The organism is Fusobacterium mortiferum ATCC 9817 (assembly GCF_000158195.2).
Taxonomy (GTDB): Bacteria; Fusobacteriota; Fusobacteriia; order Fusobacteriales; family Fusobacteriaceae; genus Fusobacterium_A; species Fusobacterium_A mortiferum.
Genome location: NZ_GL987988.1, coordinates 940,435 through 957,596, shown reverse-complemented (window position 1 = coordinate 957,596; position 17,162 = coordinate 940,435). Strand labels below are relative to the sequence as shown.

11 protein-coding genes and 1 pseudogene are annotated in these 17,162 nt (G+C 28.5%); 2 read left to right on the top strand and 10 right to left on the bottom strand.

The window, feature by feature from the left end; translation table 11 throughout:
* Position 1 precedes the first annotated feature (1 nt).
* From FMAG_RS05530 to clpB, 10 genes are all read right to left on the bottom strand, one after another.
* Complete coding sequence (locus tag FMAG_RS05530; RefSeq protein WP_005884828.1) at positions 2-595, bottom strand: TIGR03936 family radical SAM-associated protein; 594 nt, start codon at positions 593-595, stop codon at positions 2-4.
* A gap of 71 nt (positions 596-666) precedes the next feature.
* Positions 667-1,674, bottom strand: coding sequence for a UDP-3-O-(3-hydroxymyristoyl)glucosamine N-acyltransferase (gene lpxD / locus FMAG_RS05525; RefSeq protein WP_005884826.1), 1,008 nt, complete (start codon positions 1,672-1,674; stop codon positions 667-669).
* Between the two features lie 20 nt (positions 1,675-1,694).
* The gene (locus FMAG_RS05520; RefSeq protein WP_005884824.1) at positions 1,695-2,174 is read right to left on the bottom strand and encodes an OmpH family outer membrane protein; all 480 of its coding nucleotides are present in this window, start codon (positions 2,172-2,174) and stop codon (positions 1,695-1,697) included.
* Between the two features lie 33 nt (positions 2,175-2,207).
* A complete protein-coding gene (locus FMAG_RS05515) occupies positions 2,208-4,280 on the bottom strand; it encodes a BamA/OMP85 family outer membrane protein (RefSeq protein ID WP_005884822.1) in 2,073 nt (690 codons plus the stop codon).
* Between the two features lie 11 nt (positions 4,281-4,291).
* Positions 4,292-8,734 carry a translocation/assembly module TamB domain-containing protein gene (locus tag FMAG_RS05510; RefSeq protein ID WP_005884820.1) on the bottom strand — a complete coding sequence of 1,481 codons (4,443 nt, stop codon included), beginning with the start codon at positions 8,732-8,734 and terminating at the stop codon, positions 4,292-4,294.
* 19 nt (positions 8,735-8,753) lie between these two features.
* On the bottom strand, positions 8,754-9,455 hold the full coding sequence (rsmG, locus tag FMAG_RS05505) for a 16S rRNA (guanine(527)-N(7))-methyltransferase RsmG (RefSeq protein ID WP_005884818.1): 702 nt from the start codon (positions 9,453-9,455) through the stop codon (positions 8,754-8,756).
* Position 9,456: 1 nt separating this feature from the next.
* On the bottom strand, positions 9,457-11,340 hold the full coding sequence (mnmG, locus tag FMAG_RS05500) for a tRNA uridine-5-carboxymethylaminomethyl(34) synthesis enzyme MnmG (protein WP_005884816.1): 1,884 nt from the start codon (positions 11,338-11,340) through the stop codon (positions 9,457-9,459).
* 15 nt (positions 11,341-11,355) lie between these two features.
* Positions 11,356-12,012 carry a potassium channel family protein gene (locus FMAG_RS05495; RefSeq protein WP_005884814.1) on the bottom strand — a complete coding sequence of 219 codons (657 nt, stop codon included), beginning with the start codon at positions 12,010-12,012 and terminating at the stop codon, positions 11,356-11,358.
* Positions 12,013-12,032: 20 nt separating this feature from the next.
* Positions 12,033-13,382: a TrkH family potassium uptake protein gene (locus tag FMAG_RS05490; RefSeq protein ID WP_005884812.1), complete on the bottom strand. Its 1,350-nt coding sequence runs from the start codon at positions 13,380-13,382 to the stop codon at positions 12,033-12,035.
* 187 nt (positions 13,383-13,569) lie between these two features.
* Positions 13,570-16,149: an ATP-dependent chaperone ClpB gene (gene clpB, locus FMAG_RS05485; protein WP_005884811.1), complete on the bottom strand. Its 2,580-nt coding sequence runs from the start codon at positions 16,147-16,149 to the stop codon at positions 13,570-13,572.
* A gap of 217 nt (positions 16,150-16,366) precedes the next feature.
* On the opposite strand from clpB, the pseudogene FMAG_RS05480 reads away from it, so the two are divergent.
* Both FMAG_RS05480 and FMAG_RS13915 read left to right on the top strand, forming a co-directional pair.
* A pseudogene (locus tag FMAG_RS05480) lies at positions 16,367-16,865 on the top strand (PTS sugar transporter subunit IIA).
* Between the two features lie 100 nt (positions 16,866-16,965).
* A partial coding sequence (locus FMAG_RS13915) for a hypothetical protein (RefSeq protein WP_005884807.1) occupies positions 16,966-17,162 on the top strand: 197 nt, incomplete at its 3' end.

The window sequence follows — 17,162 nt, the reverse complement described above, 5'->3', positions numbered from 1 at the left end:
TTTAATTATTTATTTTATAACCTAATCTTTTTATTTGAACATCTTGTTGCTCAATACCTAACATTTCAAGATATGAATTTGGAGAAGTATTTATTATCTCCATAGATATTTTATTTCCCTCTCTTGAAAAAGTTTTTAATCTTTCTTTTAGATTTCTAGTAACAATTTTTCCTTTTTTCTCTCTTACTTCTAAAATCTCATTACGATTAAACAACTCCTCAAACTTATCCATATCCTCTTGGCTTCCTTCAACTGTATAGAGCATATTTGTAAACTCTTCCATTATCGAGGATTTTCTAGGTACCTCTTCAACTTTATTAACTTTAAATCCCAACACAGCACTCTCATTAAGTCTTTTTACTACCTCTTCATTAGAAATTTCTACATCAGTTTCAAAGTCCATAATCTCATTATATGCCTCAGTTCCTAAGGATATAGGACTTCCAAAGGACATCTTTGGTCTAGGATGAAAACCTTCACTATACTTTACAGGAATTTCTGCCTTGTTGAAAAGTCTTTCAAAAAATCTTAATAAGTCCAGGTGGGATATAAACTTCATTTCTCCATATTTGTCAAAATAAACTCTTTTTTTCATTCCTACCTCATCTTATATTCTTATTTGATTTTTATATTTTACCACTTTCTAGAAAAATTTCAAATACCTTTTTATCTTTCCTGTAATTTTTTCTCTAATTCTCTTACTTTTTTAATTAATTCTGGTACTTTTTTCATAGAGATTTTTACTTTTAAATCTTCTCTATGGTCCATAAGTGGATATCCAGAAAGAATTTGATTATCTGCTACATTTCCTGCTACTCCAGATTTTGCAGCTATTACTACATTGTTTCCTATTTTTAAATGCCCAGCTACTCCTACTTGTCCAGCTAATGTAGTATTATTTCCTACTTCTACACTTCCTGCTATCCCTACTTGAGAAATTATCAAACAATTTTCTCCTATTATATCATTATGAGCAATCTGTACTAAGTTATCTATCTTAGTATATTTTTTAATAATTGTATCCCCTATTGCTCCCCTGTCTACTGTTGTATTAGCTCCTATTTCTACATTATCTTCTATGATAACACTTCCTATTTGGTCTATCTTAGTGTTATTACCATTTACTTTTACAAAACCAAAACCATCTGAACCAATTACTGCTCCAGGTTGAATTACACAATTTTTTCCTATTTTACAGAACTCTCTTACAGTAACATTAGAATAGATAATAGTTCCTTCTCCTATTGTTACCCCTTCTCCTATTGTTACATTTGGATAGATTACTACATTATCTCCTATAATAGTATCATGTCCAATATATACATTAGGAGCTAATCTTACATTTTTTCCTATTTTACTAGAATCTTCTATCATTTTTTCAAAAGGTTTTGTCTCTCTTTTAAAGAAATTTAAAAGTTTTGGCATAAGAGTTCTTGGATTTTCTTTTACCACTAGATACATTTTTCCAATATTTGGTAATGGAATATCTGGCACTAAAATAACTTTAGCCTTTGTTTCATTTAATTTTTTTAAAAATTTTTCATCTGAAGCAAATGTAACATTTTCCTCTTGAGCTTGAAAAAAGGGAGCAAGTCCAGAAACATATCCTAGACTTAAATCTCCCTTTATTTCACACCCAAGGAGGTTTACTAAGTCTTTAATACTATACTTCATAATATCCTCCTTGATTTTAATTATTTTTTAGCTTTCTCCATAGCTTTTAAAACATCAGCTGTAATATCAGTACCACCAAATTTTACTGCTCCTGCTTCTAGTACATAGTCATACTTTCCTGCTTTAGCTACTGATTGAATAGCTGTTGACATTGTCTTTTCTATTTCCTGCATTCTTGTATATTCTTCTTTACTTAGTTTAGTTTGAGAATCTCTTACAAACTTTTGAAAAGCTTCTACTTGTTTTTGAAATTCTTGCTTCTCTTTATCAGTTATTTTATCTCCTTTAGATTGTAATTCTAATTGAGCTTTTTGAAGAGCTACTTCTTTTTGTTTTATTTCATTTTCTAATCTATTTTTCTCTTTGTTTAAATTCTCTTGAATTACTTTTGTTTGTGAGTATTTTGCAAAAGCCTCTTGTGAGTTTACAAAACCTATTTTCTCAGCTAAAGCTGATACTGATAGAGTTAATGCTATTAATGTTATTGCTACTTTTTTCATTATGTTACCTCCGTAAGTATTTATCTATATTTATTAGAATGATTGTCCCATATTGAAATAGAACTCCATTCCACTTGTATCATCATTTCTTATTGGCCATCCAAAGTCAAATCTTAATGGACCAATAGGTGTATTGATTCTAAGTCCAACTCCTGCTGCCATAGCTATATCATTTGCAAAACTATCATCGTGTTGATACGATAAGTCTCTTCCTCTATAATCCCAAGCTCTTCCAGCATCAAAGAACACTACAAATCCTAAAATATCATTTAATTGAGTTCTATTTTCAATAGTACCAACTAATTTTTTAGTTCCCTTATAGAATCCACCATCATATCCTCTAAGTGTACTTCCTCCACCTACCCAGAATCTTTGTCCCTCTTTAGTAGAGTCAGTCATTATTCCTCCTACAACTCTGTAAGCAAATGTATTTTTCTTAAAGAATCCTGCATGATATTTTCTCAATTCAAGAGTTATATTTCCAAACATATCTCCTTCATATCCACTTGCATATCCACCTTCTAATTGAAGTCTTGCATACTCTCCAGCAGTTGGATTCCAGAAATGATTTCTTGTATCATAAGTAATAGATGGGAATAAACTCCAAATATAGTATTTATCATCTAGTCCTTCAGCTTTTACTCCAGAAGGATTTTTCCAATATCCATTTTCAAATTTAGAATGATCTGAAGTCTCCTCTACATACTCTAATTTTGTACCTAAGCTAAGTCTAATATTTTTTGTAATTCCTTTACCTACATTAAATTTAGCCCCTATTGTATCTATCTCATTAAAGATTGCACTATCGTCATCTTCATATGAGTTTTTATAAATACTCCATCCCCAAGAAATTCTATCTGTATCTTTTATCCATGGGTCATAGAAATTAATAGAGAAACTTGTATAATCCTCATCTGATTTTTCAAATGTAAATCCTAACTCTTGTCCTTTTCCTTTCCAGTTAGTATCCTTTATAGAGATAGTTCCTAATAATCCAATCTCAGAACCATAAGAAATAGCTCCTTGTAATATAGCTGTTCTCTCTTCATCAAGTAATAGAACTATATTTTTTCCATCTGGGTCTCCAGGTATATCTCTTACTTCATATTTTACATTTTTAAAATGTCCAAGTCTCATTAAGTTTTGTACAGTTTCATCATAAGCCTTTGAGTTGAAAATTTCATTTTCTTTAAATTCTACCTCTCTAGCTATAACATAATCTTTTGTTTTTAAAACATCATCAGTAGCTTTTCTTCTTGCACCTTTTTGTTTTGTAACCATTTTCTTGAACTCTATATTTCTAACTACTCCTTCACTTAGATATATTTCTAATTCAAGATTTCCATTAAGACCAATATCTGTAACTTCTGCAAGAACATATCCACCATCTTGATATTTTTGAATTATTCTATCTCTATCTCCTCTGATAGTATTGATGTTAAATATTTTTCCAGGTTCAGTTTGGATAACTTGCATCAATTCATCTGTTGTATATACAGTATTTCCTATTATATTTATTCCATTGATAATTGGATTTTCTAAGACACTATATATTACTTTTACACCTTTTCCTGTTTTTACAACATCAGGAATTACATCTCTGAAGTATCCACTCTCTATAAGGTTTTTATGTCCCTCTATAACTCTATTTCTTGAAAAATATCCACCTGTTTGAATAGGTATCATATCTTTTATCTCTTTAGTAGTTACGTGAGTATTTCCCATTATCTCTATATCAGTGATAACAAGAGTTGTATCTACCTTTTCTCTTTCAGATAAAGGTATTATCCCTTTTTCTTCTAATAAAGCTTTTGTATCTTTTTTCTCTGTAATATCCACTGTTAATTTTATTCCATTGTCATATACAGTAGGATATATTGATACCTCTGCCACATATTCTAAATCTTTGATAGCTTTATAATCAACTATCATATTTTCTGTTGCATATTTTTGCCCCTCTTTAGACTTCATACTATCAAGTATTACTTCATAAGGAATCTCTCTATTGTTAATTATCTCTATTTTTTTGATATCATACCCTGTAACATCAGCAAATGAGATAATACTCAATAGAAAAACTAGTAAAACTGCTATTTGCTTTCTCATCTTTACCTCCACTATTTATTTATAAAGATGTCTATTAGGCTATCATATTTCTTTTCAAATTTAAAGTCTATATGATAATTTAATCCCTCTTTAGAATCTTTATCTGATGATTTTTTTCTGTCCTCTGGGAGCTTTCCTACACCTATCCCTATAGATTTTGTTGTATCAAATCTATACTCTAGGGAAAAATCATACTCTTTTAATGCCCCACTATCATTACTTCTTTTCTCGCTCTCTGTATTATCATCCTCCAACAGTGTCCCTTTTGCCACCCACCATATTTTATCTTTATATATATTATCTTCTGCCTCCAAAACAGCTCCTAATCTTAACCTACTCTGGGCTTCTTCATTAGTATTTTCTCCTTTGTTTTGTTCGCTTAGAAGATTTGAACTAATTCTAAATTTTGAAATATTTAAAGTATTTTTTATAAGGTTAGAAACAGGTTTTAATACCTGAGTTAACTGTCCTCCAATTACATTAGTTATAAGAGTAGTTGTAGCTCCATTTTCACCCTCTAAACTATTTGTATCTGTTAAAAGAGAGTTTAAGTTTCCACTACTACTTCCATTTTTTGAACTTATATTAAATCTCAAATTATCTAAATTGCCATTTAAACTTAAACCTAATTGCTCATCTTGAACATCTACCTTAGCATCTATTAAAAGGTTTGGATTTACTTTAGGAAGATAAGTCTTTTGGTCATTAAACATCACTAATGCTCTATCTAGGTAAAAAGTATTATCATTTACATTCAAACTTCCACCAATTACTTCTATATTTCCTAAGAAACTATATTTTCCACTCTTTCCACTTAAAACTCCATTTCCTAAAACATTTCCTTTAATATCTCCTACAAAAGAATTTAATGTTTGAATATCCAGTTTTATTCCATTTTTAATTTTTACACCTAAATTTATTTCTAAAGAGTTTTCAAAAACAGTTTCAATTTTAAAATCTGAACCTAAATCTTCACTTTGAACCACTGTTTCTGATGAGGATTTAAATAAAAACTCTTTAATTTTTTGAAATAAACTTTTTGATGTATTTGGTATCTCATTTACTACTCCATCAATTATCTCAATGTCTCCAAAAATTTTATTACCAACTACACTTATATCAGTATTAAAATTTACTCCAAACATATTTCCATACTTATATTTTATCTTATCTAATTTTAAATTAAATTCATATTTTAACTCCTCTTTATAGTATGGATTTTCTGAAACTTCTTTCAAAGTAGGAATATTAAACTCTCCAGTTAATTTTATATTTCCTTCATTTAATTTTCCTTGAAAATTATCAATAAATAAATTATTTCCTTCTAATTTTATTGTACTGTTAAACTCTTCTAATTTCAAGAACAAATCTTTATTTTCTAAATTAAAATTTCTTATTCTCAAAAATCCTCTATTTTCATTCTCTCTTACTCTTATTTTAAAAGTTGAAAAACCTTGAACGTTTCTAATTCCATATCCTTCTAAGAAAATATTTAAAAAGTCTAAATTTATATCATTAGCTTCTGCATCATACAAGTACTTATTATTTAATATATCATAATATCCTTTAGAATAAAAGAGATTATCTAAATATTTAAAAGAAAATTCATTTAAATTTAACTTTTCTAAATCTCCATCTAATAAAACTTTTAAATTATTAAAAAATATTCCCTTTACTCCTAACTTATTACTTAGGATATTTAACTGGTAACTCAATTCATCAATCTTTCCACCAAATCTTCCTTCTAATAATAGCTCTCCCTCTAAATTTTCAATTGGAATATACTCTTGTAATTTATCCAATGGTAAAATCTGCTTTTTTATTCTACTATCTAAGTTTGAATTAACTATATCATAATCTCCTACTATTGTAACTAGGTTTTCTAATTTTTGATTGCTTAATGTTACTTCCTTAATTTTAACTATTCCATCTGTTAAGTTTTCAGCAGTATATTCACTTTCTATATATATATTGGGTAGCCTATTTCCTGAAATATAAACTTTATCAACAGTAGATTTTAAAGATGCTGAAATATTTTTTTCTTTTCCTCGTATCTTTGCTGTTCCTATCACTCTATATTTTAAACTACTATTTCCATAATATCTACCAATATTTTCCTCTATTAGATTTATAGTAGCATTATAACTATTATCTTTTAAAGAATAATTTCCCTTTATAATATTATTATTTACTTTTAATTGCTTTATAAATAAGTTGTTATTTGAATATCCTAATTCACCATTAACACCTATTTTTTCATTATTCTCTAAAATTATCTCTATGTCATTTAAAAATAATTTTCCCTTGGGATTACTTAACTTTCCTTCAATTTTTCCAATGACATCATTTATTCTTATCTCTGGTTTTTCAATTTTAAATTTCTTTAAAGATAAATCTTGAATTTTGGTATTTAAGTTTATAGTTTCATTATTTAAATTTATATTTCCTGAAATATCTAATAACTGGTTATTAAAGTTTTTTATTTCAAAAATATTATCTTTTAATCTAGCTACTAAATTCAATCCATTTAGTTCGTAATCATCATAAGAAACTTTTCCTATTTCACCATTAAACTCCAAAAAGAGATTTTTTTCTTTTGAAAAAATCAACTTTCCACTTAAATCTTTAAGAACACCAAAATATTTTCCAGAAATACTCTCTATATTTAGCTCTCCATTAAACTTATCCTTTTCTCCTATAATATTTCCAGAAAAATTCCCAGTTAACTCTGCATTTTTTTCTCCTAATAACTCTTTAAAATGTAGGTCTTCACCTTTTATCTTCAAGTCATAAACAAAAGTATCTAAATATATGTTTCCAGTTATATCCAATTCTTTTTTATTATTTTCTAGCAAAGAAAAACTCTTTAAATTTATCCCATTATTATAGACTGAATAATCTAATAAAAAGTTGTTATTAAATAAAGAAAATTTTATCTCTCCTTCTCCAGTTGTAAGTTTTTTACTATTTAAGTCATATTCTAAAAAGTACTCTTTTTCTTTATCTAATTGAAATTTTTTCTCTTCACTTAAGTATTGTCCCATCAAATTTATTATATTAGAGTTTAATTTTAATTTTATCTCTTTTTCTAAAATTTGAAACTCTAATTTCCCGTCAAAATTTGGAATGTAATTTTTATTATTAATATTTTTTATATTTAAAGATAAATCTCCTTTGCCTTCCCAAAAATTTAATGCTCCATTTATCTCTTCAGAAAGAGCTATCTCTTTTTTTTCATTTAGCTGATTTAAAACAGTATAGATTTTAGGTAGATGTATTCCATCTTTATCATATAAAAAATTTACCTTTGTATCAATTAAGTTTAAATTTTCAATCTCAACCCTTTTTATAAAAGTATCTATATTTACCTTTAATTCTTCTTTCATATTGAGATTAAACTTTACTCTATCTACATTTAATTCTTCAAAAGGTAAATCTACCCCTTTTAGATATGATAATTTTTCTAGATTTTTTTTCTTTATATTTGCTAAATCAAAATCTATATTTAACTCTCCATCTTTAAATGAAAGAAAAAATTCTTCTGGTTTATCAAACACTAAAGCCTTAGCATTTAAAAATATCCCTTCTGGTTTAAACTCTACTCTTCCCTTTGCTTCTTTTATAGTGTCATCTAAATCAATATATTTTACATCGACTCCATCAAAAGCTATCCAACCTGACATTCCACTAGAAGCAATAGTCAAATCCATATTGAGAAGTCCACCTTCATATGAAACCTCTTTTCCATCATATCCATATTGTGCTAACTCTGTTTTTACATTGATATTAGAAAGTTTTATAGTCATCGAATATGGTTCTTTTGCAGTAGAAAAAGCAAAATCATATATTTCCTCTTTATTATTTCCTACAAAATGTAAAGCTATTCCCTCTGTTTTACTAAATGTCAAATACCCATTTGTATCAAAAGCAGTCTGCTCTATTGGCAACCTATATCCTAAATCTCTGAAAACAGTAGTTACATTTTTTCCTGTAATTCTATCAATTGGAATAGAAATTCCAGGCTCATAAGGTTTTTCCTTTTCTGATTTTTTTTCTTGAGTTGTTTCTGTTTCCTCTTCACTACTACCAGTAAAAGCTGCTACAATATTGATATCTCCATTTTTTCTTCTAGTTATATTAGCTATTCCACCATTTATTATTATCTCTTCTATTCTTAATTTTTTTAATGATTCTTCTGAATATAAAATATCTACTTGTGGAGTATCTATTATGACTTCGTCCCCATCAGCTAATACAAAATCCTTTACTATAACTTTATTTTTTTCAAAAATAATATCACTACTTTTAAAAGTAGGTCCTAAAAATAATCTTACTACCACTTCTACTGTTTTTGGTAAATTATACTTTACTGTCCACCATCCACCAAAAAACAATAAAAAGAGGAAAGTAACAAATATCGTTTTTTTTCTATGTTTCTTAAAAAAATCTGTCATTTTCCTCTCTTCCTTTCTCCTATAAAGGTCTTTTTAAAGGTATTCCTGCCCTTCTAGGATATTTTTTATCTGTTTTTTCTTTTTTTCTAATTTCTATTACTACTCTAGAATCTTTTGAGAAAGGTAAGTTAAAATTAAAAATCTCTACAATTTCAGATTTTAAAATAGTAAGAGCATTTTCAGCTTCAGCTTCTTCTCCAGTTCCCTCCATTTTTTGAGAAAGAAATATTCCTTCCTCTTTAAGAAATGGAATTATATATTCTAGTATTGTACTAAGCTTTGAAACTCCTCTACAAAGTCCTAAATCATAACTCTCTCTTTTCTCATCAGATATAAAATCTTCAGCTCTAGAAGTTACTATCTCTACATTTTCAAGTCCTAGCTCATCTTTTACCATTTGTAAAAATTTAGTCTTCTTACCAATTGAATCCATAAGTGTAAATCTTATATTTTCATTAAATATAGCTAATACCATTCCAGGAAATCCTGCTCCTGTTCCTACATCTATAGCACTTTTCATATCCCATTTTATTAGATTTTGTAAAAGTAATGAATCTAAAAAATGTTTCTCTATTATTAATTTTTCATCTCTCATAGCTGTTAGATTTGTATGAGAATTATACTCTAATAACAGTGAAAGATATTTTAATAAATTATCAACTTTTTTCTCTGTATATTCTACACCTATCTCTTTTAGTCCTGAAATTAAGAACTCTCTCATCTTAATTCCCCCTTGCTTTCAAATAGATTAGTAATACCTGTATATCTGCTGGAGATACTCCTGATATTCTTGAAGCTTGTCCTATATTAAGTGGTCTAGCAGCTTTTAATTTATCTTTAGCTTCTTTAGGTATATTTTCTAATGTATCATAATCTAAATCAGCTGGTATTTTTTTATTTTCTAAGCTCTTATGCTTCTCTATCATTTTCATAGATCTTTCTATATATCCAGAGTATTTAACTTGAACTTCTACTTGGTACTCAGTATCTCTACAATAATCCTCTATTTTCATATCACTAAGTTCAGATATATATTTTATATCTTGGAAAGTTACACTTGGTCTTCTAAGTAATTCAAAATATGTAACTCCATCTTTTAAAGGTGTCTCTCCTCTTTTTTCTAATACTTCATTTACTCTAGGATTACTTGGTCCTACATAATTTTCCATTAACTTAGCTTTTATCTCTTCTACATCTTTTTCTTTCTTTTGTACTCTTCTATACTCTTCTTCTGGTAATAGTCCTATTTCATATCCTATCTTAGAAAGTCTTAAGTCAGCATTATCCTCTCTAAGTAATAGTCTATACTCACTTCTAGCTGTAAACATTCTATAAGGTTCATTTGTTCCTTTAGTTACTAAATCATCTATTAAAGTTCCTATATATGAATCAGCTCTATCTAGAATTACTGGCTCTTTTCCTTGTAATTTTCTTACTGCATTGATTCCAGCCATAAGTCCTTGAGCTCCTGCCTCTTCATAACCTGATGTTCCATTTATCTGTCCAGCTAAGAAAAGGTTTTCTACTGTTCTACTCTCTAAGGAATATTTTATCTCTTGAGGTGGAATATAGTCATATTCTATAGCATAAGCATATCTCATTATATGAGCATCTTCTAGTCCAGAGATATTTTTTAACATTCCCTCTTGTACATCTGTTGGTAACGATGAAGATAATCCTCCTAAATATATCTCATTTGTTTCACTACCTTCTCTCTCTAAGAAAAGATGGTGTTGATTTTTATCTTCATATCTAAATACCTTATCTTCTATTGATGGACAATATCTTGGTCCTGTTCCTTGAATTGTTCCATTAAATAATGGAGATCTATGTTTATTGCTTTTTATTATCTCATGAACTTTTTCATTAGTATGAGCTATATAACAAGAGATTTGTTCTCTATTTTTTATCTCTTCATCACTTGTTCTACTTGAAAACTTTAATAGCTCTTCATCTCCTGGTTGTTCCTCTACCTTTGAAAAATCTATAGTTCTGGCATCTATTCTTGATGGTGTCCCAGTTTTAAATCTTCCCAATTTAATTCCAGCTTTTTCAAGAGATAAAGGTAAATCATCAGAAGATAACTCTCCCATTCTTCCACCGCTAAAGTGATTTTGTCCTATATGGATTAATCCTCTCATGAAAGTACCTGTTGCTAAAATTACCATTTTAGCTCTATACTCAACACCTTCTCTTATTTTTACTCCTATAATTTTTCCATCTTCTATTACTAAATCAGTTACCATTCCTTGAATTGTACTAAGATTAGGGCAATTTTCAAGAGTTTTTTTCATCTCTTTAGCATATTTTACTTTATCTGCTTGAGCTCTTAAAGCTCTAACTGCTGGTCCTTTTTTAGTATTTAAAACTCTTATTTGAACAAAAGTTTTATCTATATTTCTTCCCATCTCTCCACCTAAAGCATCTATCTCTTTTACTAAGTGAGATTTAGCTGGTCCGCCAATTGATGGATTACATGACATCACACCTATATTATCTAATGTAATTGTAAAAATAGCTGTTTTAGCTCCCATTCTAGCTGAACTAAGTGCTGCTTCACACCCTGCATGTCCAGCTCCAACTACAATAACATCAAAATTATGCATTTTCTCCTCCTAAAACTACTTTAAATTCTCAAAAAAATCTGCTGTTTTACTATCTGTAATTACTAAAAGAACATCTCCTTTTTCTATTACAGTAGTTGCCAGTGGATTTGGATTGAAACTTTGGTCTTCTTTTTTTATTCCTACTACATTTGAATTATATTTTTTTCTAATATCTAATTCAATTATGCTTTTTCCCCAAAATATAGATGGAGCTTTTACTTCTAACAATAAGAAATCTGCTGAAAATCTTAAGTGCTCTACTAAATTTGGCTCCATAGCTAATTGAGCAACTCTTCTTCCCATATACTCTTCAGGATATATTACTTTATTTGCACCTATTTTAGCTAAAACTTTTCCATGACTTTTTGTAACTGCTTTAGCTATAATTTTCTTTACCCCTAACTCCTTTAAATTAAGAGTTATCATAATACTTGGTTCTATATCACCTACACATACAAAAGCTATATCATAGTTATTTATCCCTAACTCTTTTAAGCTTTTTACATCTGTAGCATCCATCATTATGGCATTATCTACTATATTTTCATTTATACAATCTTGTACAATTTCTTCATCACTATCTATAGCTAAAACCTCTTCATTTGATTCATATAACGTCTGTGCTACACTCGTTCCAAATCTTCCTAAACCAATTACTAAATATTGTTTCATAATCTTTTATCTCCTTAAAATTAACCTACTAATATATTCTCTTTTGGATATTTTGAAATAGCTTTTTTCTTAGTTTCTCCTATTGCTAATGCAAAAGTAAGAGGCCCTAATCTTCCTATAAACATAGTTATTATTATAAGAAGTTTTGAAAGAACACTTAGTTGTGGAGTAATTCCTAATGTAAGACCCACTGTTCCAAAAGCTGAAATAACTTCAAATACTACTTGCTCCATAGTAAAATCTTCTATTACCAAAATGCAAGTAATAATAAAAGCTACATATGTAATAGCAATTACTAATATTGCTAAAGCTCTATTTAAAATTTCCCAATCTATTCTTCTGTTAAAAACTTCTATATTTCCTTTTTTCTTTGCTATCCCTATAACATAGAACATTATTACTCCAAAAGTAGTAGTTTTTATTCCCCCACCTGTAGACCCAGGAGAAGCTCCTATAAACATCAATATACAACTAATGAATATTGTTGCATCTCTTAAACTTCCCAATGGAACAGTATTAAATCCTGCTGTACGTAAAGTTACACTTTGGAAATAAGAAGCTAATATTTTTTCAAAGAAATTTAAATCTCCAATTGTATTTGGATTAGAATATTCTAATATTAAAAATAGTATCATTCCTCCCAAAGTAAGTATTATAGAAATAAGGATTGCCATTTTTGAAGTAAGATTGAATCTATCAATACCATTTCTTATAACAACGATAAATGAAGTTATTACAGCAAATCCTATTCCTCCTAAAGTTATTAAATAACCCACTGTTAAATTTACCACAACATTTGAAGAAAAACCTTCTAAATTATTAGAAAATAGTGCAAATCCAGCATTACAAAATGCTGAAATAGAATGGAAAATTCCAAAATATATAGCTTTTCCCAAACTCATTTTATCCATAAATTGAGTTGTTAAAATAATTGCACCTATACTTTCTATCGTAAAGACAACAAAAAGTAATTTTTTTATAAACTCTCCTATCTCCCCACTATTATCAGCATTCCTCTCCTCTTTTAGTAGCTCTCTTTCATAAAAAGTCATTTTTTTCCCAGTAGCTAAAAATAGAATAGAAGAAAATGTCATTACCCCTAAACCACCTAATTGTATAAAAAATATTATAATGGTAGTTCCTATTGGAGAAAATACAGTTGCTGTATCTACTACAGTAAGCCCTGTTACACATATTGCTGAAACAATAGTAAATAATGAAGATAGAAAACTTAACTCCTTTCCTTCATTTAATGAAAATGGCATCATCAATAAAAATGTTCCTACTATTATTGCTAACAAAAAACCTAATATTAACTTTCTTGAAGGTGAAAGCTTTTTTAAGTACTCTTTAATTATATCTACTTCCATTTTTTCCCTTTCCTAATTTTTTCTATCTTAACATTATACATTATTTGGTGAAATTTTACAACTCCTTAGTTAAATAAAAATTCTCTCAGAATAAAAAATAAATTTTAATTTCTTTCATATATAAAAAAAAGAGAAAAGTTAAAAATTATATTAACTCTTCTCTTTATTTTATCTTTTATTTGAATTTTTAATTTTTATTTTTTACCTTAAATTTAATTTCATCATTCTCAAGAACCACATCAACTTTATCTCTCTCTTTAATTTCATTTGAAAGTATAAGTTTAGCAAGAGATGTTTCTAACTCTTTTTGAATATATCTTCTAAGTGGTCTTGCACCATATTGTGGCTCATAAGCATTTTCAGCTAGATATTTTATAACATCTTCAGAAAAATCAAGTTGGATATATCTATCTTTTAATTTTTCTTCTACTGATTTTAAAGCAAGTCTTACTATATCTTTGATAGAAGCTAAATCAAGAGCTTTAAATGTAATAATCTCATCTACTCTATTTAAAAATTCTGGTCTAAAGTTTGCTTTTAATTGATCTAGTACTCTTTCTTTTGTAGCTTCACTTAAGTTTATATCATCAAGAATTAGGCTACTTCCTATATTTGATGTCATTATAATCAAAGTATTTTTAAAGTCTACAACTCTACCTTGTCCATCTGTAAGTCTTCCATCATCAAGGACTTGTAAAAGAATATTAAATACATCTGGATGAGCTTTTTCAATTTCATCAAATAATATTACAGAGTAAGGTTTTGTTCTCACAGCTTCTGTAAGTTGTCCTCCTTCTTCATATCCAACATATCCTGGAGGTGCACCAATTAATCTAGTAGTTGAAAATTTATCCATATACTCACTCATATCTATTCTAATTACAGAGTCTTCACTATCAAATAAGTTATAAGCTAGAGATTTTGCTAGATAAGTTTTACCTACTCCTGTAGGTCCTAAGAATATAAATGATCCCATAGGTCTATTAGTATCTTTAAGTCCCGCTCTTGACCTAATCATAGTATCTGCAACAGCTTTAACTGCTTCGTCTTGACCTTTTACCCTCTCTTTTAAAGAATTTTCAAGATTTAAAATTTTCTCTTTTTCTGTTTCTGCTAATTTTGATACAGGTATTCCTGTCCATTTTGATACTATATCAGCTATCTCATCAGAAGTTACCTCTTGTTTTAGAAGTCCACTACTTCCATAAGCAGCATCTAATCTATCTTGTTGCTCTTTCAATTGTTTTTCTAAAGTTCCAAGTTTTCCATATTTCAATTCTGAAAGTTTAGTTAAATCATAATTTCTTTCAGCTTGTTCCATTTCAAGTTTTACTTTTTCAATCTCTTCTTTTATTTCTTTTACTTTAGTAATATCTTTTTTCTCTAATTCCCATTGAGATTTCAATAAAGATTTTTTAGAGTTTACTTCAGCTAATTCTTTTTCAAGATTTTCTAATCTCTCTTTAGATGCTGTATCTGTTTCTTTTTTCAAAGCTTCTCTTTCGATTTCAAGTTGCATACTCTTTCTTGTTAATTCATCTAACTCTGCTGGCATAGAATCTATCTCTGTTCTAATCATTGCAGCAGCCTCATCTATTAAGTCAATAGCTTTATCTGGTAACTGTCTATCTGCTATGTATCTATTACTTAAAGTAGCAGCAGCTACAATAGCTCCATCTGATATTCTAACTCCGTGATACATTTCAAATTTTTCTTTAAGTCCTCTTAGTATTGATACAGTATCTTCTACAGTTGGTTCATTTACTAAGACAATTTGGAATCTTCTTTCAAGAGCTGGGTCTTTCTCAATATATTTTCTATATTCATCAATAGTAGTTGCTCCTATTACTCTTACCTCTCCTCTAGCAAGCATAGGTTTTAAAATATTACCAGCATCCATAGCTCCATCAGTTTTTCCTGCTCCTACTATAGTATGGATTTCATCTATAAATAGAATAATATTTCCATTTGAATTTTCTACCTCTTTAAGTACACCTTTTAGTCTCTCTTCAAATTCTCCTCTAAATTTTGCACCAGCAATTAAAGCACCCATATCTAGAGAATAAATAGTTTTTCCTTTTAGTGATTCAGGCACATCTCCATTTAATATTCTTTGAGCAAGTCCTTCAGCAATAGCAGTTTTACCTACTCCTGGTTCTCCTATTAATATAGGATTATTCTTAGTTCTTCTTGAAATAATTTGAATTGTTCTTCTTATTTCACTGTCTCTACCTATAATAGGGTCAATCTTACCTTGTCTTGCAAGTTCAACTAAATTTTTTGCATATTTTTCTAATACTTCATAATTAGCTTCTGGATTTTGAGAATCTACCTTTTGATTTCCTCTTATCTCTTTTACAGCCTCTTCATATTTCTTTTCATCAAGCCCTAATCTTTTTAATATAGGCAGATGTCTAATAAGTGCCCAGAAAAGATGTTCTACACTTATGTAAGAATCTCCCATTTTCTCCATTATACTTTCAGCTTCTATAAGTACTCTATGAGTTCCTTGGTCTAAAGTTACATCCCCTAAATTATTTCCCTCTATTCTTGAAAATTTTGAAATTTCATTTTCCAACTGTCCGATAATATAGTTTAAATTTAAATCTAATTTTTCAACAATTCTAGGAATAAGCCCTTCATTATTTTTAAGGAGAGCCAAAGCTAGAAACTCAGGTTTTATAGATTGTTGTTTTGCTTTTAAAGTAAGAGTTTGAGCCTCTTGTAAAGCAAGTAATGAGTTTTCAGTAAATTTGTTTTGATTCATAAAAAACGACCTCCTCCGAATTGTTAGCACTACATCATATTGAGTGCTAATTATTTTATATTTTGATTATAGAACATAAAAAGTTTTTTGTCAACTATTTTCATACAAAATTTTTAAAAATATTTTTTTCAAGAAAAAGAAAAAAATTAATTGATTTATTATAAAAAATATGAAATAATATATTTGCAATATTGATTTCAATGTAGGGAGGATTCGTATGGGATTATTTGATTTTTTTAAGAAAAAAAACAAATGAGGAATGGTTTGAGATTTACTCTCCATTAAATGGTAAAGTAATTGATTTATCAGAGGTTCCTGATGATGCTTTTGCACAAAAAATGGTAGGAGATGGATGTGCTATTGATCCTGCAGAAGGGGTTATCTGTGCACCAGTTGCTGGAGATATAGATATATTTGAAACTAACCATGCTGTAAGCTTTGAAACTCCAAATGGATTAGAAATGATAGTTCACTTTGGAATAGATACTGTTACTTTAAAAGGTGAAGGATTTAATAGAGTTGCTACTTCTGACACAGTAAAAGTTGGAGATAAGTTAGTAGAGTACGATTTAGCTTTTATAAAAGAAAAAGCTCCATCTGTAAAAACTCCTGTTATCATTAATAATATGGATGCTGTTGAAAAAATAGAAGTAGTAGCAAAAGGAAAAGATGTTAAGGTTGGAGACCTTATTATGAGAGTTTTATTAAAAAAATAATCAATTAAAAAAAGCTGAGTAGCATTAAAAAAATGCTTTACTCAGCTCTCTTTTTTTGTATAATATAGTCGCCAAACAAAATATACAAAAGGAGATATACATGCTTTTAAAACACATATTCTCTGATATTAATATATCAAATCTTTTAACTCATGTCAAAAAATATTTTTACTATAATCATTTTCTTTACATTGAAGAGACTATTCAAAAATTTCTTGCTTGTTCAATTGATAAAGCTTTCATTGTTTATCAATGCCCTCTGTGCGGTAGCGCTCATAAATTTAAAATTTCTTGTAA